18 protein-coding genes and 1 riboswitch are annotated in these 18,548 nt (G+C 69.6%); of the genes, 13 read left to right on the plus strand and 5 right to left on the minus strand.

The genetic code is table 11. The features are described from left to right. The first annotated feature begins 5 nt into the window (after window positions 1-5). Window positions 6-392: an SWIB/MDM2 domain-containing protein gene (locus QZ772_RS24300; protein WP_295532264.1), complete on the plus strand. Its 387-nt coding sequence runs from the start codon at window positions 6-8 to the stop codon at window positions 390-392. Between the two features lie 109 nt (window positions 393-501). Here the strand turns inward: QZ772_RS24300 and QZ772_RS24305 are convergent, their stop codons facing one another. Further along, window positions 502-2,208 (minus strand): thiamine pyrophosphate-binding protein, encoded by a 1,707-nt coding sequence (locus QZ772_RS24305; RefSeq protein ID WP_295532266.1) that lies wholly within the window; start codon window positions 2,206-2,208, stop codon window positions 502-504. Between the two features lie 102 nt (window positions 2,209-2,310). On the opposite strand from QZ772_RS24305, the gene QZ772_RS24310 reads away from it, so the two are divergent. The 11 genes from QZ772_RS24310 to QZ772_RS24360 all read left to right on the plus strand — a co-directional run bounded on the left by QZ772_RS24310 (window position 2,311) and on the right by QZ772_RS24360 (window position 13,542). Continuing rightward, window positions 2,311-2,955 carry a TetR/AcrR family transcriptional regulator gene (locus QZ772_RS24310; protein ID WP_295532268.1) on the plus strand — a complete coding sequence of 215 codons (645 nt, stop codon included), beginning with the start codon at window positions 2,311-2,313 and terminating at the stop codon, window positions 2,953-2,955. A gap of 100 nt (window positions 2,956-3,055) precedes the next feature. Further along, window positions 3,056-4,033 carry a tripartite tricarboxylate transporter substrate binding protein gene (locus tag QZ772_RS24315; protein ID WP_295532270.1) on the plus strand — a complete coding sequence of 326 codons (978 nt, stop codon included), beginning with the start codon at window positions 3,056-3,058 and terminating at the stop codon, window positions 4,031-4,033. A gap of 62 nt (window positions 4,034-4,095) precedes the next feature. Then, on the plus strand, window positions 4,096-4,884 hold the full coding sequence (locus QZ772_RS24320; protein WP_295532355.1) for an ABC transporter permease: 789 nt from the start codon (window positions 4,096-4,098) through the stop codon (window positions 4,882-4,884). A gap of 100 nt (window positions 4,885-4,984) precedes the next feature. Beyond that, window positions 4,985-5,983 (plus strand): ABC transporter substrate-binding protein, encoded by a 999-nt coding sequence (locus QZ772_RS24325; RefSeq protein ID WP_295532272.1) that lies wholly within the window; start codon window positions 4,985-4,987, stop codon window positions 5,981-5,983. A 31-nt stretch (window positions 5,984-6,014) separates the two neighbouring features. After that, window positions 6,015-6,842: an ABC transporter ATP-binding protein gene (locus QZ772_RS24330; RefSeq protein WP_295532274.1), complete on the plus strand. Its 828-nt coding sequence runs from the start codon at window positions 6,015-6,017 to the stop codon at window positions 6,840-6,842. Continuing rightward, on the plus strand, window positions 6,832-8,289 hold the full coding sequence (locus QZ772_RS24335; protein WP_295532276.1) for a hypothetical protein: 1,458 nt from the start codon (window positions 6,832-6,834) through the stop codon (window positions 8,287-8,289). Before QZ772_RS24330 ends, QZ772_RS24335 begins: the two co-directional genes overlap by 11 nt. Window positions 8,290-8,329: 40 nt before the next feature. Further along, the gene (locus QZ772_RS24340; RefSeq protein WP_295532278.1) at window positions 8,330-9,505 is read left to right on the plus strand and encodes a Gfo/Idh/MocA family oxidoreductase; all 1,176 of its coding nucleotides are present in this window, start codon (window positions 8,330-8,332) and stop codon (window positions 9,503-9,505) included. Window positions 9,506-9,530: 25 nt separating this feature from the next. Beyond that, window positions 9,531-10,718, plus strand: a complete 1,188-nt coding sequence (locus tag QZ772_RS24345; protein ID WP_295532280.1) for a dihydrodipicolinate synthase family protein — start codon at window positions 9,531-9,533, stop codon at window positions 10,716-10,718. Continuing rightward, window positions 10,718-11,596: a sugar phosphate isomerase/epimerase gene (locus QZ772_RS24350; protein ID WP_295532282.1), complete on the plus strand. Its 879-nt coding sequence runs from the start codon at window positions 10,718-10,720 to the stop codon at window positions 11,594-11,596. The genes QZ772_RS24345 and QZ772_RS24350 overlap by 1 nt, the downstream gene beginning before the upstream one ends. A 165-nt stretch (window positions 11,597-11,761) precedes the next feature. After that, window positions 11,762-12,676, plus strand: coding sequence for a DMT family transporter (locus QZ772_RS24355; RefSeq protein WP_295532284.1), 915 nt, complete (start codon window positions 11,762-11,764; stop codon window positions 12,674-12,676). A 64-nt stretch (window positions 12,677-12,740) separates the two neighbouring features. Next, a riboswitch (FMN riboswitch) is annotated at window positions 12,741-12,914 on the plus strand. 124 nt (window positions 12,915-13,038) lie between these two features. Beyond that, complete coding sequence (locus tag QZ772_RS24360) at window positions 13,039-13,542, plus strand: 6,7-dimethyl-8-ribityllumazine synthase (protein WP_043112514.1); 504 nt, start codon at window positions 13,039-13,041, stop codon at window positions 13,540-13,542. Window positions 13,543-13,593: 51 nt separating this feature from the next. Here the strand turns inward: QZ772_RS24360 and QZ772_RS24365 are convergent, their stop codons facing one another. The 3 genes from QZ772_RS24365 to QZ772_RS24375 all read right to left on the minus strand — a co-directional run bounded on the left by QZ772_RS24365 (window position 13,594) and on the right by QZ772_RS24375 (window position 16,434). Continuing rightward, window positions 13,594-14,070: an EVE domain-containing protein gene (locus tag QZ772_RS24365; protein WP_295532286.1), complete on the minus strand. Its 477-nt coding sequence runs from the start codon at window positions 14,068-14,070 to the stop codon at window positions 13,594-13,596. Window positions 14,071-14,150: 80 nt separating this feature from the next. After that, window positions 14,151-14,954 (minus strand): cyclopropane-fatty-acyl-phospholipid synthase family protein, encoded by an 804-nt coding sequence (locus QZ772_RS24370; RefSeq protein ID WP_295532288.1) that lies wholly within the window; start codon window positions 14,952-14,954, stop codon window positions 14,151-14,153. 232 nt (window positions 14,955-15,186) lie between these two features. Continuing rightward, window positions 15,187-16,434 carry an MFS transporter gene (locus QZ772_RS24375; RefSeq protein WP_295532290.1) on the minus strand — a complete coding sequence of 416 codons (1,248 nt, stop codon included), beginning with the start codon at window positions 16,432-16,434 and terminating at the stop codon, window positions 15,187-15,189. Between the two features lie 155 nt (window positions 16,435-16,589). Here QZ772_RS24375 and QZ772_RS24380 point away from each other — a divergent pair, with 155 nt between their 5' ends. After that, entirely contained in the window at window positions 16,590-17,498 is a 909-nt protein-coding gene (locus QZ772_RS24380) for a helix-turn-helix transcriptional regulator (RefSeq protein WP_295532292.1), read from the plus strand. Here the strand turns inward: QZ772_RS24380 and QZ772_RS24385 are convergent. Then, window positions 17,446-18,390 (minus strand): LysR substrate-binding domain-containing protein, encoded by a 945-nt coding sequence (locus QZ772_RS24385; protein ID WP_295532294.1) that lies wholly within the window; start codon window positions 18,388-18,390, stop codon window positions 17,446-17,448. The two genes, QZ772_RS24380 and QZ772_RS24385, sit on opposite strands and share 53 nt — an antisense overlap. Window positions 18,391-18,548: the final 158 nt, after the last annotated feature.

The raw sequence follows: 18,548 nt of genomic DNA on the forward strand, positions 1-18,548 counted from the left end.
CAACCATGGCAACTGCAAAGAAAGCTCCGGCGAAGAAGGCCGCCGCGCCCGCCAAGAAGGCGGCTCCGGCGAAGAAGGCGGCTCCGGCCAAGACGGCCGCCGCACCGGCAAAGAAGGCACCCGCCAAGAAGGTCGCTGCCAAGCGCACGCCCAACGCCGCCTTCATGAAGGCCCTCACCCCCAGCCCCGCGCTGGCCGCCGTGGTCGGCAGCACCCCGCTGCCCCGCACCGCCATCGTCAGCAAGCTGTGGGACTACATCAAGAAGAACAACCTGCAGGACAAGGCCAACAAGCGGATGATCAACGCCGACGCCAAGCTGAAGGAGATCTTCGGCAAGGCTCAGGTCTCGATGTTCGAACTGGCCTCGCTGATCGGTTCGCACGTCAAGTAAGACGCGCCTTCCGGCCAATGCGAAAGGGACGTGCAGTGCACGTCCCTTTTTTCATGCGCGGCCGCATGGATGCAGCAGGCCGGCGCTCGGCCCTGCCACGGGCGTCGAGTCAGCCCTGCGCCGCGCCCTTGGCAATGGCCGCCTGGCGGATCGCCCCGAGCGTCATGCGGGTGGTGATCACTTCGGGGTCGAGCGGAATCTCGATCAGCGTGCCCGTCGGCGCCTCCAGCGCACGCAGCAACGCTGCTTCGAAGTCCTCGGTGCGCGTCACGCGCTCGGCCGCATAGCCGTAAGCGCGCGCGAGCGCGCAGAAATCCGGATTCCCCAGTGCCGTGCCGCTGATCCGGGTGGGGTATTCGCGCTCCTGGTGCATGCGGATGGTGCCGAACATGCCGTTGTTCAGCAGCACGATGATGCTGCGCCCACCATGCTGCATGGCCGTGGCGAGTTCCTGGCCGTTCATCAGGAAGTCTCCGTCCCCCGCCACGGTGAAGGCCACACGGCCCGACACGATGCTGGCCGCGATGGCGGCCGGCACGCCGTAGCCCATGGCGCCGCTGGTCGGCGCGAGTTGCGTCTTGAAGCCCTTGGCCAGGCCATGGTGGCGGAAGAAGCGGTGCATCCAGCTGGCGAAGTTGCCCGCGCCGTTGGTCACGACCGCGTCAGCCGGCAAGTGCTTCTGCACGACGCCGACGATGGCCGCCATGTCGACGGACCCGGGCAGCGGCTGCGGCACCAGATTGGCTTCGTAGCTGGCATGGACCTGCTGCGCCCACCCGGCCCAGGGCACATCCGGCGGGGCGGTCAACACTTCCAGCGCCCGGGCCGCGGCATTCATCGTCGTGTTGAAGGCGAGGTCCGCCTGGTAGACGCGGTGAAGCTCTTCCGCACTCGCATGAAAGTGCACCAGCTTCTGCCGACTGCGCGGCGCCTCGAGCAGCGTATAGCCGCCGGTGGTCATCTCTCCCAACCGCGGGCCGATGGCAATGACGAGGTCGCTCTCGCGCACATGTGCCGCGAGGCGCGGATTGATGGCGATGCCCACGTCGCCAGCGTAGAGCGGATGGTGGTTGTCGAAGGTGTCCTGGAAGCGGAAGGCATTGGCCACCGGCAGTTGCCAGTTCTCGGCGAAGCGCTGCAGCGCCTGCGCGGCCTGCGGCGTCCATCCACCGCCACCGACGATGACCAGCGGTCGCTGGGCAGCCAGCAGCATCGTGCGCAGGGTGCGAAGGCCACCCGGATCGGCCCAGGCCTGCGGCGGCTCGACGCGCGGCAGCGGCTGGCTCGCGGTCGGTGCGCGCAGCATGTCCTCGGGCAGCACCAGCACCACCGGCCCCGGCCGGCCGCTCATCGCCGTCGCGAAGGCACGGGCCACGTATTCGGGCAGGCGATCGGCATCGTCGACCCGTTCGACCCGCTTGGCAAAGCCCTTGGTACTGGGGCCGAAGAAGCTCGCGAAGTCCACCTCCTGAAAGGCCTCGCGGTCGCGGAAATCGCTGCCTACGTCCCCCACCAGCAGCACCATCGGCGTCGAATCCTGGAAGGCCGTGTGCACGCCGATGGAGGCATTGGTGGCACCGGGACCGCGGGTGACGAAGCACACGCCCGGACGCCCGCTGAGCTTGCCATGGGCCTCGGCCATGAAAGCCGCGCCACCCTCCTGCCGACAGGCCACGAACCGGATCCGCGCCGCGTGGTCGTGGAAGCCGTCGAGCGCCGCCAGAAAGCTCTCGCCCGGCACACCGAACACATGAGAGACGCCTTGGGCGACGAGGCATTCGACCAGCAGATGGCCGGCGGGACGGGAAGCGGTCATGGGGTGAACTGCGGCGCGTGCGCCGGAAGCTGCAGAAAGTTGGGCGATTATCAGCAGCCCGCGTTGCCGACGGGCGCAGTTAACCATATAGTGAATTAGAAGATGAGCGACGACCCCACCCTCACCGAGACGCGCCTGCGCGATGCCGACCGCTCCCAGGCTGCCATCCTGCTGGCGGCACGCGAGGAGTTCGCCGGCCACGGCCTGGCCGGCGCGCGCATGGACCGCATCGCCGAACGTGCCGACGTCAACAAGCGCCTCATCTACTACTACTTCGGCAGCAAGGACGACCTGTTCCTGGCCGTGCTCGAACGCGTGTACGCCGACATCCGCGCCGCCGAGCAGCAGCTGCACCTGGACGAGGTCGATCCGGTGGAAGCGGTGCGCCGCCTGGTCTCCTTCACCTGGCACTACTACCTGGAACACCCGGAGTTCATCACACTGCTCAACAGCGAGAACCTGCACCGCGCCGAGCACTTGCGACGCTCCGACCGCATCCAGGAGATGAATTCGCCGCTGGTGCAACTGCTGGATGGCGTACTCGAGCGGGGACGGCGCGCGGGCGTCTTCCGCGCCGGCGTCGATCCGATCCAGCTCTACATCTCGATCGCCTCGCTGTGCTACTTCTACCTCTCGAACAACCACACGCTCTCGGCCATCTTCGGCCGTGACCTGCGCGCACCCAAGGCAATGGCGCAGCGGCTGTCGCACATGACCGAGCTGGTGCTGGGCTACCTGCTGCACTGACTCGGGTATTTACCGAGCGACGCGCGTTGACGGCGCGGGTGCGGCGGACACAGAATCTCCTGAATTCACCAATTAGTGAATAAAACAGGAGACAAGACCGATGCGCTTTGTTGCCGGCGCCGCCATGGCGGCTGCTTTCACCCTGTCCATCACCTCGATGCCCGCGCAGGCCGAGGCCGCCTACCCCAGCAAGCCGATCCGCGTGATCGTGCCCTTCGCGGCCGGCAGCACCACCGACATCATTGCCCGCGCCATCACCGACAAGATGAGCCAGAGCATGGGCCAGCAGCTGGTGATCGACAACCGCGGCGGTGCCAGCGGCACCATCGGCCAGGCGGCCGTGGCCTCGGCCGCACCGGACGGCTACACGGTGATGATCCATTCGTCTTCACACACTGTCAGCCCGTCCACCTTCGCCAAGCTGCCCTTCGACACGGTCCGCGACTTTGCAGGCGTGACGCCGATTTCCTCGCTGTCGAATGCGCTGGTGGTCTCGCCGCAGAAAGGCTATCGCAGTCTGAACGACCTGCTGGCTGCCGCCCGCGCCCAGCCGGGCAAGCTCAACTTCGCCTCGGCGGGCCAAGGCAGTGCCACGCACCTGAATGCCGAGAAGTTCAAGCTGGCGGCGCGTATCGACGCGACCAACATTCCCTTCAAGGGCTCGGCCGAGGCGGTGACCGAAGTGCTGGCGGGCCGTGTGGACTACTACTTCTCGCCCATCGCGCCGGTGATCGGCCAGATCCGGGAGGGCCAGTTGCTGGCCCTGGCCGTGGGCTCGCCGCAGCGCGCCAGCGCCCTGCCCAACGTCCCGACGACGGCCGAAGCCGGCGTGCCCGGCTCCGAGTTCAACTTCTGGATTGGCATGATGGCCCCGGCCAAGACGCCGCGGCCCGTGATCGAGCGGCTGCATGCCGAAGTGCTCAAGGCCCTGGCCACGCCCGAGGTCAAGGAGCGCTTCGCCAAGCTGGGCGCCGACACCTGGACGCTCAAGCCCGAGCAGTTCGACGCCTACATCAAGGACGAGATCGCCAGCAACGCGGCGGTGGTCAAGGCCGCCGGCTTGGCGACCCAGCAGTGAGACCCAGGCACACCATGAACACGACCGTCTCGGGCGAACAGACCCGCCCTGCCCGCTCGCGCATGGAACTGCAGCGCTGGATCACCCACCCCGCCGTCCGCCCCGTGTGGCTGCTCGTGCTGCTGCTCGTGCTGTGGGACCTGGCCGTGCGCGTCTTCTCCATCCCCCCCTACCTGATCCCGCCGCCTGCTGCGGTGGTCAAGCAGCTGGCGACCGACTGGCCCATGCTGCTGCAGCAGAGCCTGCCCACGCTCTATGCCACGCTGGGTGGCTTCATCGCCTCGGCGGTGGTCGGCGTGCCGATCGCCATGTGGATCGCCTACTCGCGCACGGTCGAGAGCTTCGTCTACCCGCTGCTGGTGTTCTCACAGTCCGTGCCCAAGGTGGCGGTGGCGCCGCTGTTCGTCGTGTGGTTCGGCTTCGGCATCGTGCCCAAGGTCATCGCCGCCTTCCTGCTCGGCTTCTTTCCGGTGGTCGTGTCCACCGTGCAGGGCTTCAAGTCGGTGGAGCCGGACGTGATCGACCTGGCCCGCTCGATGGGCGCGAATCCGCTCAAGATCTTCCTCAAGTTCCGCCTGCCGCATGCCTTGCCGGCCATCTTCAGCGGCCTGAAGGTGTCGGTCACGCTGGCGGTCGTCGGCGCGGTGGTGGGCGAATTCGTCGGCGCCAACTCCGGCATCGGCTTCGTGCTGCAGCGCGCCACGGGCACCTTCGACCTGCCCCTCATGTTCGCGGCCCTGGTGGTGCTTTCCATGATGGGCGTGCTGCTGTTCCTGGCGGTGGAGCTGGTCGAACGCTGGCTCATGCCCTGGCACGCCTCGCAACGCCACGAACTGCAGGCCACGGCCTGAGAAGAGAAGGTGTGAACGAATCCGTCCTGCCCGCTCGTTCCGCCATCCGCACCTTACGCGAACGCGCACTCTTTGCGCATCACCCTAGGAGACCCAACACATGAAGCGTCGACATCTTCTGCGCGCGGCGGCGACCGCCGCCCTGGCCGCCAGCCTGGCTGCCCCCGCCCTCGCGCAGCAGCGCGACAAGGTCACGCTGCTCTTGAACTGGTACGTCTACAGCGAGCACGCGCCCTTCTTCATCGGCAAGGCGCGCGGCTTCTATGCCGACGAAGGCATCGACCTGGACATCCAGGAAGGCCGCGGCTCGGCCGTCTCCATCCAGGCCGTGGCGGCCAACTCCGCCACCTTCGGCTACGTGGACGTGCCGACCATGATCAAGGCCGCCACCAAGGGCGCGCCTGTGAAGGCGGTGGGCGTGGCGCTGCAGGTCAGTCCCATGTCGGTGATGGGTTTCGCCGACAAGAACATCAAGGTGCCCAAGGACATCGTCGGCAAGACGGTCGCCATGACGCCCGGCGACTCGATGAGCCAGATCTGGCCGCTGTTCCTGAAGAAGACCGGCCTGCAGGAAGGCCAGTTCAAGGTCGTCTCGGGCGATGCCCAGACCAAGCTCAATGCCGTGATCCACGGGCAGGCCGACGTGCTGCTGGGCTACCTGATGGACCAGAACATGAAGCTGCAGGACGCGACGAAGAAGCCGGTGCAGGTGATCCGCTTCGCCGACTACGGCGTCAACCTGATCAGCTCGGGCATCGTGGCCAACAAGGACACGCTGACCAACAAGGCGGACCTGGTGCGGCGCTTCATGCGCGCCAGCACCCGCGCATTCGAGGCCACGGAGAAGGAACCCGAAGCCGCCATCGACGCGATGCTGCAGGCCAACAGCAAGGCCGGCCAGCGCGACACGCTGATCACCGGCATCAAGCTGACGACCGCGCTCTACCACACGGCCGACACGCAGAAGCTGCGGCCGCTGCGCGCCTCGATGAAGGACATCGACGAGTCGCTCGATCTGCTGGTGCAGTATGGCGGCCTCGACGCTGCGCAGCGTGGCAAGGCCCAGGACTGGGTCACCAACGACTTCCTGCCGCAATGAGAGCGGCATTGGCCACCCCGAAGGCGAATCCATGAGTGCCGTGCCGTCCAACGTCGTTCCGCTGGCCGCCGGCGCCCGCACCGGCCAGGTGCTGATCGAAGGCCGAGGCGTTCGCAAGGTCTACCGCACCCGCGAAGGCGAGGTCGAGACGCTGCGCCCGCTGGACTTCCAGATCCGCGCCGGGGAGTTCGTCTCGGTGGTGGGGCCTTCGGGCTGTGGCAAGAGCACGCTGATGAAGATGGTGGCGGGCCTGCTGCCCATCTCCGGCGGCGAGCTGCGGCTTGCGGGCAAGCCGGTGACCGGACCGCAGACCGACGTCGGCATCGTCTTCCAGAGCGCGTTGCTGCTGCCGTGGCGCCGGGTGATCGACAACATCCTGCTGCAGGCCGAGATCCGCGGCATGCCCATGGCCGCGGCCCGCCAGCGCGCGGAGTCGCTGATCGCCATGGCCGGCCTGCAAGGCTTCGAGCACAAGTACCCGTGGCAGCTTTCGGGCGGCATGCAGCAGCGCGTGGCCATCCTGCGCGCCCTGCTGCACGACCCGCCCGTGCTGCTGATGGACGAGCCCTTCGGCGCGCTGGACGCCATGACCCGCGAGCGCATGAACCTGGAGCTGCAGCGCATCTGGCAGGCCTCGGGCAAGACGGTGCTGCTGATCACCCACAGCATCCCGGAGGCGGTGTTCCTGTCCGACCGGGTGCTGGTGATGAGCGAGCGGCCCGGCCGCATCGCCGCCACCTACGACATCGACCTGCCCCGCCCGCGCCCGCTGGACGTGATGGGCGCCGAGGCCTTCGCCGCCTACGCGCGCCAGCTGCGCGCGCACTTCTACGCGCAGGGCCACCTGGATGCGCACTGAGGCGGGTTCTTCGTCGGCCGGCGTCGGGCTGCCGCTGCGCGTGCGGCGGGTGGAGGCCGGCGTGCGCGACATGCGACTGCGCCTTCCCTTCCGCTTCGGCCAGGTCACGCTCACCCGCTGCCCGCAGCTCTTCGTGCGGGCCGAGGTCGAGGTGGCCGGCCACGGCAGCGCCTTCGGCCATGCCGCCGAGATGATGGTGCCGCGGTGGTTCGACAAGCACCCGGAGCGCGATGCCAGCCGCAACATCGCCGACCTGGCCACGGCCTTCACCCGTGCCGCGCAAGCCTACGAGAACGACAAGGCGGCCAGCGCCTTCGGCCTCTTCGAGCGGCACTGCGGCGCGCTGGCCGCTGCAGGCCGATCGGCGGGCGAGACCGCCCTGAGCACCACCTTCGGCCAGGCCGTTCTGGACCGCGCCGTGCTGGACGGCCTGTGCCGCGCCGCCGGGTTGCCGGTGCACGAGGCCCTGGCGCGCAACCTGCCGGGCCTGGCCGACACGCCCCTGCTGCCCGATCTGGCCGGCTGGGACTGGAACGGCTGGCTGCGCACGCGGCGCCCGTCCGCCTCGCTGCAGGCACGCCACACCATCGGCATGCTCGATGCGCTCGGCGACGAGCCGGCCGAGCCGGACGCCGGGGCACTGCCCATCACCCTGCCCGCGGTGATCCGCCGCTATGGCCACCGCTTCTTCAAGATCAAGCTGGGAGGCGACCCGCAGGCCGACATCGAGCGCCTGGACGCCGTGCTCGCCGTGCTGGACCGCCTCTGCCCGCAGCACCGCTACACGCTCGACGGCAACGAGCAATACGCCGACATCGACCGCCTGGCGCAACTGGCCGACGGCCTGCGCACGCTGCCGCGCGTGGCGCAGCGGCCGCAGGCGCTGCTCTACCTGGAGCAGCCGCTGCCGCGCGACGGCAGCTTCGTCGACAGCTTGGCGGCGCTGCATCTCCCTGCGCCGCTGCTGCTGGACGAGGGCGATGCCGCGCTGGACAGCTTCGTGCAGGCGCGCGCGGCCGGCTGGGGCGGCATCTCCAGCAAGGGCTGCAAGGGCATCTGGAAGGCGCTGGCCAATCGCGCGCGCTGCGAGCTTCAGGCGAGCGACCAGGGCACGCCGCCGTTTCTGTCCGCCGAAGACCTGACCTGTCAGGCGGGCCTGTCCGTGCAGCAGGACCTGGCCTGGGCCGCCCTGCTCGGCCTCACGCATGCGGAGCGCAACGGCCACCACTATGTGGATGGTTTCGGCACCGCACCGGCTGCCGAAGCCCAGGCCTTTGCCACGGCCCATCCCGATTTGTACGAATGCAGCGCCGGCCGCCCCCGGCTGGCGATCCGCAAGGGCGCCATCGCGCTGGACTCGCTGTTCGCCCAGCCTGGCTTTGCCACCGGCGCGCTGCCCCACTTCGATCACCTGGCACCGCTCGATCACGCCCCGTCGATGGTCTGAGCCGCACCTTCCCACTGCCATTTCTAGAGAGGAGCCTTCCATGGCCACACAACGACTCGGACTGATCATGCACGGCGTCACCGGACGCATGGGCATGAACCAGCACCTGATCCGCTCCATCTGCGCCATCCGCGCGCAGGGCGGCGTCCAACTCGCCAACGGCGACCGCGTGATGCCCGACCCCATCCTCATCGGCCGCAACGCCGACAAGATCGCGGCGCTGGCCCGCGCCCATGGGATCGAGCGCTGGGGCACCGACCTGGATGCGGCGCTCGCCAACGCGGACGACACCGTCTTCTTCGACGCAGGCACCACGCAGATGCGCCCCCAGCTGCTGGCCAAGGCCATCCGCGGCGGCAAGCACGTGTACTGCGAGAAGCCCATCGCCACCAACCTCAACGAGGCGGTGGAGATCGCGCGCCTGGCCGACGAGGCCGGTCGCACCAAAGGCATCAAGCACGGCGCCGTGCAGGACAAGCTCTTCCTGCCCGGCCTGCGCAAGCTGGACATGCTGCGCCGCGCCGGCTTCTTCGGCCGCATGCTGTCGGTGCGGCTGGAGTTCGGCTACTGGGTGTTCGAAGGCGACCTGCAGCCGATCCAGCGCCCCAGCTGGAACTACCGCAAGGAAGACGGCGGCGGAATGATCCTGGACATGATGTGCCACTGGCGCTATGTGCTCGACAACCTCTTCGGCGAGGTGAAGTCGGTCAGCTGCCTGGGCACCACGCACATCCCGAAGCGCTGGGACGAGGCCGGCAAACCCTACGAGGCCACCGCCGACGACGCCGCCTACGCCACCTGCCAGCTCACCGGCCACAACGGCGAGCCGGTGATCGCGCAGATCAACATGAGCTGGGTCACGCGCGTGCGCCGCGACGACCTGGTGACCTTCCATGTCGATGGCACCGAGGGCTCGGCCGTCGCCGGTCTGCAGAGCTGCCGCGCCCAGTCGCGCGTGGCCACGCCGCGGCCGGTGTGGAACCCCGACATCAAGCAGACGATGAACTTCTTCGACCAGTGGCAAGAGATCCCGGACGTCGAGACCTATGACAACGGCTTCAAGATCCAGTGGGAACACTTCATCCGCCACGTGGTCGAGGACGCGCCCTACAAGTGGACGCTGCCCGAAGGCGCCAAGGGCGTGCAGCTGGTGGAGGCCGCGCTCGACTCCTGGAAGGAGCGGCGCTGGATCGACGTGCCGCCGCTCAAGGTCTGATGGCCGCTGAACCGAGGAACACGCCATGGCCCTGACCCTTCGCCTGCCCGACGCCGCCGGCCACCTGGCCCCCTACACGCTCAGCGGCGCCACGCCGGTGCAGCCGCAGCCCGGCGCGCCCTTCGACCGCATCGCCTACTCGGCCGCCCACGTGGTGGCCGACCCGCTGGCGGCCATCGACCCCTGGCTGCAATGCGCCGTGGACTGGGACGCCACGCTGGCCTACCGCCGCCACCTGTGGTCGCTGGGGCTGGGCGTGGCGGAAGCCATGGACACGGCCCAGCGCGGCATGGGCCTGGACTGGCCCACTTCGCTGGAACTCATCCGCCGCTCCATCGACGCCGCGCGCGACGTGCCGGGCGCCTTCCTCGCCTCGGGCTGCGGCACCGATCACCTGGACCTCGCCGAGGTGCGCAGCGTGGACGACGTGATCCGCGGCTACGAGACGCAGATGGCCGCCATCGAGGCCCTGGGCGGCAAGCTGATCGTGATGGCCAGCCGCGCCCTGGCCCGCGTGGCGCAGAGCCCGGCCGACTACGAGCGCGTGTACGACCGAGTGCTCAGTCAGGCAAGGCAGCCCGTGGTGCTGCACTGGCTGGGCGACATGTTCGACCCGGCGCTGGCCGGCTACTGGGGCACCACCGACGTGGACGCCGCCATGGACACGGCCCTGGGCATCATCGCCGCGCATCCGCACAAGGTGGACGGCATCAAGATCTCGCTGCTCGACAAGGACAAGGAGATCGCCATGCGCCGCCAGCTGCCGCCGGGCGTGCGCATGTACACCGGCGACGACTTCAACTATGCCGAGCTGATCGCCGGTGACGGCGCCGGCACGGAACCGACGCACGGCAAGAGCGATGCGCTGCTGGGCATCTTCGACGCCATCGCTCCGGCAGCGAGCGCGGCGCTGGCGGCGCTGGCGCAGGGCGACACGGCGCGCTTCCACGAGATCCTGACGCCGACGGTGCCGCTGTCGCGCCACATCTTCCGGGCGCCCACGCGCTTCTACAAGACGGGCGTGGTCTTCATGGCCTGGCTCAATGGACATCAGTCGCACTTCACCATGGTGGGCGGGCAGCAGAGCACGCGCTCGCTGCCGCACCTGGCCGAGCTGTTCCGCCTGGCCGACGCCGCGCACCTGCTGGCCGACCCGGACCTGGCGGTGCGGCGCATGAAGGCGCTGCTGGCCACGCACGGGGTGGAGGGCTGATGCGCGACCTGTCGCAGGACAGCCGCTGGCTGTCGATCAACACCGCCACGATCCGCCGCCAGCGCGGCGCCGAAGTGCCGCTGGCGCGCATCATCGACCAGTGCGCCGAGCACGGCATCCGCGCCATCAGCCCCTGGCGCGACCAGGTGGCCGCTGCCGGTCTGGACGCGGTGGCGCGCCAATTGCGCGCGCTGGACATGCAGCTGTCCGGCTACTGCCGCGGCGGCTTCTATCCTGCCGCCGACGCGGCCGGCCTGCGCGCCGCACTGGACGACAACCGCCGCGCCATCGACGAGGCCAAGGCGCTGGATGCGCCCTGCCTGGTGCTGGTGGTCGGCGCGTTGCCCGGTGCCCTGGAAGGCAAGCCGATCCACAAGAACATTGCCCGCGCCCGCAGCGAGGTGCGCGATGGCATCGCGGCCTCGCTGGAGTACGCCCGCAGCGTCGGCATGCCGCTGGCCATCGAGCCGCTGCATCCCATGCAGGCCGCGGAACGGGCCTGCGTCAACACGCTGGAGCAGGCGCTGGACCTGTGCGACGCGCTCGACCCGGACCGCACGGGCATGCTGGGTGTCGCCCTCGATGCCTACCACTGCTGGTGGGACCCGAAGCTCGAAGCCCAGACCGCCCGCGCCGGCCGCGAGCGCCTGCTGGCCTACCACGTGTGCGACTGGCTCACGCCCACGCGCGACCTGCTCAACGACCGCGGGATGATGGGCGACGGGGTCATCGAGCTGCGCCAACTGCGCGGCTGGGTCGAGGCGGCAGGCTATGCGGGGCACTGCGAGGTGGAGATCTTCTCCACGCAGGACTGGTGGCAGCGCGACGGGGAAGAGACGCTGCGCACCTGCATCGAGCGGCATCGCAGCGTGGTGTGAGGTTGCGCGCCGTCTGCCCTTCGACGGGGCTCAGGGCGAACGGATTCGAGGCCCCGGCAGAACGGGGGTCGCAGCTTACGCGCGGGCAAGGCTGGACGAGCTCGGCGCGCCAGCGCACTGCGGCTCTCGTGGTCCGGTGCGGTGACCGCGTTACCCTCGACCTCCGTGCCTCCCCTCCTCTCCTCCGATCCGGCCCGCCGCGGCCGACGCGCCATCGGCTGCATGCTTGGCGCCATGGCCTGTTTCGTCGTCAACGACGCTCTCAGCAAGTTCGTGAGCCAAGGGCTGCCGGCCGGGCAGCTCATCTTCCTGCGCGGGCTGATGGCCAGCTTGCTGGTGCTGGCCGTGGCGGTGGTGCTGGGCGAGCACCGACGCCTGGGCGCGCTGCGCCATCCGCGCGTGCTGCTGCGCGCCAGCGTGGATGCCTGCGCGACCGTGATGTACCTGCTGTCGCTGTTTCGATTGCCACTGGGCAATGCCACCGCCATCAACCTCGCGGCACCGCTCTTCATGACGGTGTTCGCCGCCCTCTTCCTTCGCGAGCGGCCCGGCGCGGCGCGCTGGTGGGCCGTGGGGATCGGCTTCCTCGGCGTGCTGCTGGTGGTGCAGCCGCGCGGCGACGGCTTCAATGCCTGGGCGCTGCTGTGCCTGGCCGCCACGCTGTTCCATGCCACGCGCGACCTGCTCACGCGGGGGTTGGATCCGGCCATTCCCTCCATCGTGGTCACGCTTTCCACCGCATTGGCCGTTACGCTGCTGGCGGGCGCGATGTCGGTGGCCGAGGGCTGGCAGCCGGCCACGGCCGGGCAACTCGGGCTGCTGGCGCTGTCCTCCGCCTTCCTGGCCACCGCCTACTTCCTGCTGATCCAGTGCATGCGCCAGGGCGAGGTGTCGCTCACCGCGCCCTTTCGCTATTCGGCCCTGCTCTTCGCCGTGGGACTGGGCTATGCCGTCTGGGGCGACGTGCCCAATGCCTGGGGCTGGGCCGGCATCGCGCTGCTGGTGGGCTCGGGCCTGCAGGTGATCCGCAGCGAGCGCAATCGCCAGCCGGTGCGCACGCTGGAGGCGCAGGCGGAATGAAGGCGACAGCAAGGGCTTTGACCCGCTCCTAGAATCCGCCCGCGGCCGCCTCCGGGTGGCCGCCAAGCGTTCTCAGGGCAGGGTGAAATTCCCTACCGGCGGTCATGGTGGAAGGCGACTTCCGCACGAGCCCGCGAGCGCCCGCCGCTGCAGCCTTGACGGGCCGTGGTGGCGGGGTCAGCAGATTTCGGTGCGATTCCGAAGCCGACGGTCACAGTCCGGATGAAAGAGAGCGCGAGATGCGGCCAGGCTCCTGGTCGCGTGCGGCGTCATGCCGCGCGCGGCTTGCGGGTCGGGCGCGGCTTTTCGTGCGTGTTCTCGATGCCCTGATTCAGGCCCACCCTTTGTTCAAAGGCAACACCATGAGTCAGCTCAACGACCTTCCCCTCCAGATCCTGCCCGCCCTGGGCGACCGGCGCATCGCGCTGGTCGAGGCCCAGTGGCATGCGGACATCGTCCACCAGGCGCGCGACGCCTTCCTCGCCGAGATGGAACGCCTGGGCGTGCCCGCCTCGCAGATCGACATCTTCGACGTGCCCGGCGCCTTCGAGATCCCGTTGCATGCCAAGCGGCTCGCCCGCAGCGGCCGCTATGCGGCCGTGGTGTGCTGCGCGTTGGTGGTCGACGGCGGCATCTACCGCCACGAGTTCGTCGCCAGCACGGTGGTCGAGTCGCTGATGCAGGTGCAGCTGGAGACCGAGGTGCCGATGATCTCGGCCGTGCTCACGCCGCACCACTTCCATGAGCACATCGAGCACCGCAAGTACTTCCATCGCCATTTCGCGGTCAAGGGCACCGAGGCCGCCGAGGCCTGTGTGAAGACCATCGCCGGCCTGTCCCGGCTGGACGCCTTGCTCGCCGCGTGAGGACGCCGCATCGAGGACCGGCCTCGACGAAGGGCCGGACCTGCCGTCGATTCAGCGGTCCGCCAGGGCCAGCACGGCGGCCCACTCGGGCGGCGTCACTGGCGTGATCGACAGCCGGTTTCCCTTTCGCAGCAGCAGCATGTCGGCAAGTGCCGGCTCGGCGCGCAGCTCGGGCAGGCCCAGCAGCCGCGTCTTGCGCAGGGCCTGTACGTCCAGCAGCAGCCAGCGCGGCGCCTCGGGCTTGGAGGCCCCGTCGTAATACGGCGAGGCCGCATCGAACTGCGTCGGGTCGGGCCGCACGCCCGAGGCCACGCGGGCGATGCCGGCCACACCCGGCTGCGGACAGCTGGAGTGGTAGAAGAGCACGCCATCGCCCACCTGCATCGCATCGCGCATGAAGTTGCGCGCCTGGTAGTTGCGCACGCCCGTCCAGGGCACGGTCTGCGAAGGCGCGGCCAGGGCGTCATCGATGGAGCATTCGTCGGGCTCCGACTTCATCAACCAGTAGCGGGAACTCATGGGCCGCATTGTCCGGGCTGGTGCTGCGCGCAGGCTCCCGACATGCTTCTCATGTGTTTCCGAGCCGGGTCAAGCCGGCCTGGACCGGGTCAGGACGGGCAACCGGCGGCGGGCCGGCGAACGAGGCGGATGCCGTCCGGCAGCTCCGGGATGCCGCGCCGCACCTGCAGCTCGCCCTCGATCCAGATCAGCCAGGGCCGAAGCGCACCACCGACCGGTGGCGGCAGGCTGGCACCTTCGATGCGGCCGCGCCACTGCAACTGAGTGCCGGCACTGCGGGACAACGTGGCCTGGTAGTCCAGCATCGACTGACGAAAGCTCAGCTGGATGCCGCCCGGCGCGCACCATTCGCCATCGACCGGTGCCGGTACGCGCCAGAGATAGATGCGCTGCGTCCGCAGCCGGCCAGGACTGCGGTCGGGCAGCTCCACGGTCTGCGCCTGCTCGGCCGGCCAGCCGGGCAGCCCGTCGGTGTCGGAGATGACCCGCGTGCCCGGCGTCAGGCGCAGCAGGGCGGGACGCAACTGCTGCTGCGACTCGGGCGGAAGGTGCATCACGATGACGCTGGCGCCGCTGAGGGGCGTGCGCAGGAGGTCGTCCTCCCGGAACGCGACCCGGTCCGCCACGCCCGCCTGGGCGGCGCGCTGGCGGGCGCGGTTCAGCAGCTCGGGCTCGGTCTCGACGCCGGTGGCACGCGCCCCGGCCTGTGCCGCCGCCACGACCACGCGGCCCTCCGCCGTGCCGAGGTCGAGCAGATGGTCGTCGGTGCGCAGGGCAGCCAGCCGCACCATGGCCTGCGCGAGCCGTTCGGCAGCGACCATCGAGCCCGCCGCGGCAGCCGCATCGCCGCGCGCCTGTGCCCACGCGGACGGCACCGCAAGCATCGCGGCCATCGCCACAGGCCCAAGCAGCAGAAGCAGGACAGATCGGCCGCGCATCCGGCCAGTATGGTGGGAATAGTTCCCGCATGCCAAGCCAAGACACCACGATCTGTTCCAACCCCACCTGCGGCACCTTGCGCAACACGCGGGCGATGCTGCGTGGATGAGGCAGCCGCTGATCGCCGGGCCGGACTCGCTGCGCGCCCCTTGGAAGGCACCGCTGCGGCTGGCCGGCGCGCTTCGCTCAGGCCGAAGCCGGCGTCAGCAGCTCGCGCCGCGCCCGGCGCACATTGAAGGCACTGGCGATCAGCACCGCCTGAACCAGCGCCAGACCCAGGATCACGCTCGTGTACTGGCCGGCGTCCATCAGGCGCCCGAAGATCAGCGGCGCCACGGCCTGGCCGATGTCCAGGCCGGCATACACCACGCCATAGACACGCCCGCTGGCATTGGCCGGCGTGGAGCGCTTGACGATCAGGTCGCGCGAGGGGCCGGCAATGCCCGAGGCGAAGCCCATGGCGCCGAACAGCACCGGCACCACCGCGGGCGGAAAGCTCGCCAGGCCCAGCACCAGAGCCAGCACCGCGGCGATGCCGAAGCCTGCCCCCACGATGCGCTCGCAGCGCGTCGGGTCCGAGGCCAGGAAGCCGCCCAGCACCATGCCCACCGAACTGGCCACCATGTAGACCGTCACGCAGATGGCCACCAGCGCCACCGGCACCTCGTGCAGCCGGCCGGCGGCCTGCGGCGCGAAGGTCTGCACCACGCTGATGACCATGGCGTAGAAAAAGAAGAAGCCGAAGCACATCCAGACCGCCGGGATGCGCAGGAAGGCGAACGCGCCCTCGGTACCCGGGCCCTGGCCCGTGGCCTTCTGCACCGTCTTGACGTCCAGCGCCAGCGCGGCGCGGCCGAACCACAGCACCACCAGCACCGTCAGGGCCAGGGCACCGGCGCTGGCCAGCGCCACGCGCCAGGAGAAGGCGATGGCCAGCGGCACCACGAAGGCCGGCGCCAGCGCCCAGCCCAGGCTGCCGGTGATGCCGTGCACGCTGTAGGCATGGCCCAGGCGGGTGGGCGCCACCTTGCGGTTGAACAGGGTGTAGTCGACGGGGTGGAAGACGCCATTGCCCACGCCCGCCACAACGGCGCTCCCGACCAGGCCCCAGTAATTGGGCGCCATGGCGTACCCGAAGGCCGCCAGCCCCAAGCAGCCGAGCCCCACGAAGAGCACCGGCCGCGGCCCCAGCTTGTCGACGATGAAGCCAGAGCCCGCCTGTACCGCGCAGGAAGTGACGAAGAACACGGTCAGCACCGCACCCAGCTCGGTGTAGCTGACGCCGAAGGCGTCCTTCAGCCAGGGGAAGAGCGGCGGCAGGATCAACTGGCTGAAATGGCTGATGGCATGCGCCAGGCCCACCAGGCCAATGAGGGTGGCGTCGGAGCGCAGGGACGTTGAGCCGCCGGAGGGCGACGAGGAAGCAGTGGTCATGGCAGCGGGCCGTGCGTCCCGGGGGACGCAACAGACGGATTTCTTGTCGTTGGAGGAAGCGGCTGCGTTGCCCGACCCGGACCCCGCAGCGCCCCGCCATGGTAGGCGGCGGAAAACGGCAGAATGCCGATACCCTGCCAACCTCTGTCGAGAACATGCCAGACCTTGCACCGCCTGCCGAAGCGCCCGCCGCGCGGGCCCCTTTGCTGCCGCGGCCGGCACCCGCAGCACCGCACGCGGCCCCGGCGCCATCGGCAGCCGCCCCCGCGCACAGCGTGGGCCCGCTCACGCCGCACCTCTACGCGCCCGATGCGGTGCGGCCGCTGCGGGCCAAGGAACATTTCCTTTCGGCAGACACCCAGGTCGAGCCCCACACCCATCCCTGGCCACAGCTCACCTTCTCCACCCGCGGCGTGATCCGCCTCTCGACGCGGGATGGCAGCTACATCATCCCGCCCTCGCGTGCGCTCTGGGTGCCGGCGGACGTGCCGCACAGCATCACGCTGGTTGAAGATGCCGAGCTGCGTACCGTCTACCTGCACCGCTGGCTGGGCCCGGACTGGGCGCGCTGCGAGGTGCTGGAGATCAGCCCGCTGCTGCGCGCCCTGATGCTGGCGCTGGACACCACGCCCGACGGCCTGCCGCCCGCCGACCCCGCGTCGCCGCAACGCGAGCGCTGGATCGCCCCGTTGCTGGTGGACGAGCTGGAGCGCGCCCAGCAGATCCGCATCGACGTGCCGCTTCCGCAGGACAAGCGCCTGCGCCAGCTGTGCGAGGCGGTGCTGCGCGCGCCCGACGACCGCGCCACGCTGGCCGAGCGCGCCCGCGGCATCGGCGCCAGCGAGCGCACCGTCGCGCGCCTGTTCCGCGACCAGCTGGGCATGAGCTGGCAGGCCTGGCGCCAGCAGGCGGTGCTGGCCCATGCACTGCCGCTGCTGGCCCGCGGCATGGCCGTGAGCCAGGTGGCCGACGCCTGCGGCTATGCCACAGACAGCGCCTTCTGCGCCATGTTCAAGCAGGCGACCGGGAAGTCGCCGACGGCCTTCCAGCATCGGCGGCGCTGACCTCAGCGAAAGCCTCGATCAGGTACTCGACGCAGACCCGCACCTTGGCCGAGCTGGCCAGGCGCTCGGGGTAGACGGCCCAGATGTTGGCCTCCTGCCGCCATTCGGGCAGCAGCTGCACCAGTTGACCGTCGGCCAGCAGCGGTGCCACATCCCACAGCGAGCGCAGCACCACGCCGTGGCCGTCCACCGCCCACTGCACCGCGACCTCGCCGTGGTTGGACGACAGCGGGCCGGTGACCTTCACCGCCTCCTCCTGGGCACCGGCACGCAGCCGCCAGACGCCGAAAGGATGGTCGCGCTCCTTGATCACCAGGCAGTCGTGGCTGGCCAGGTCCTGCAAGGTGCGCGGCGCTTCACGCCGGGCCAGGTAGGCGGGCGCGGCGCACAGCACGCGGTGGTTGGACGCCAGCCGCCGGGCGATGAGGTGCGGCGCGATCTCGTCGCCCACGCGCACGTCCACGTCATAGCCATCGGCGGCGACGTCCACCAGCCGGTCCAGCACTTCCAGCCGCACCTGCAGGCCCGGATGGCGGCACGCCATCGCCGACAGCATCGGCGCCACCACCCGTCGTCCGAAGCCGAAGCTGCTGCTGATGCGCAGCAGGCCCCGCGGCTCGCCGCGGGTGACGGCCACCTCCTGCATCAGCTGCTCCACGTCGTCGAGCACGCGCTGCGCCCAGTGGAAGACGCGCTCGCCCTGGTCGGTCACGCTCACCCGCCGCGTCGTGCGATGCAGCAAGCGCACGCCCAGCGTCTCTTCCAGCACGCGGATGCGTTTGCTGACGTAGGCCGTCGAGACGCCCAGTTGCTCGGCCGCCGCCGCAAAGCTGGACTGACGGGCCACGATGAGAAAGACGCGCAGGTCGTCGTTGGCGGGAATATTGCTCACGATTCGTGGCCAATGTCTTCACGGAAGCGGGATTGTATGGATAGCGTGTTCAACGAGAATGCGCACTCTTCCTTCGATGCCCGTCAATTGACCCGTTCGCCCTGAGCTTGTCGAAGGGCTCGTGCCCAGGCTTCGACAGCCCGAACGGTATTTCGCAT

Origin of the sequence: uncultured Pseudacidovorax sp. (assembly GCF_913773995.1) — a bacterium.
Classification (GTDB): domain Bacteria; phylum Pseudomonadota; class Gammaproteobacteria; order Burkholderiales; family Burkholderiaceae_C; genus Xenophilus.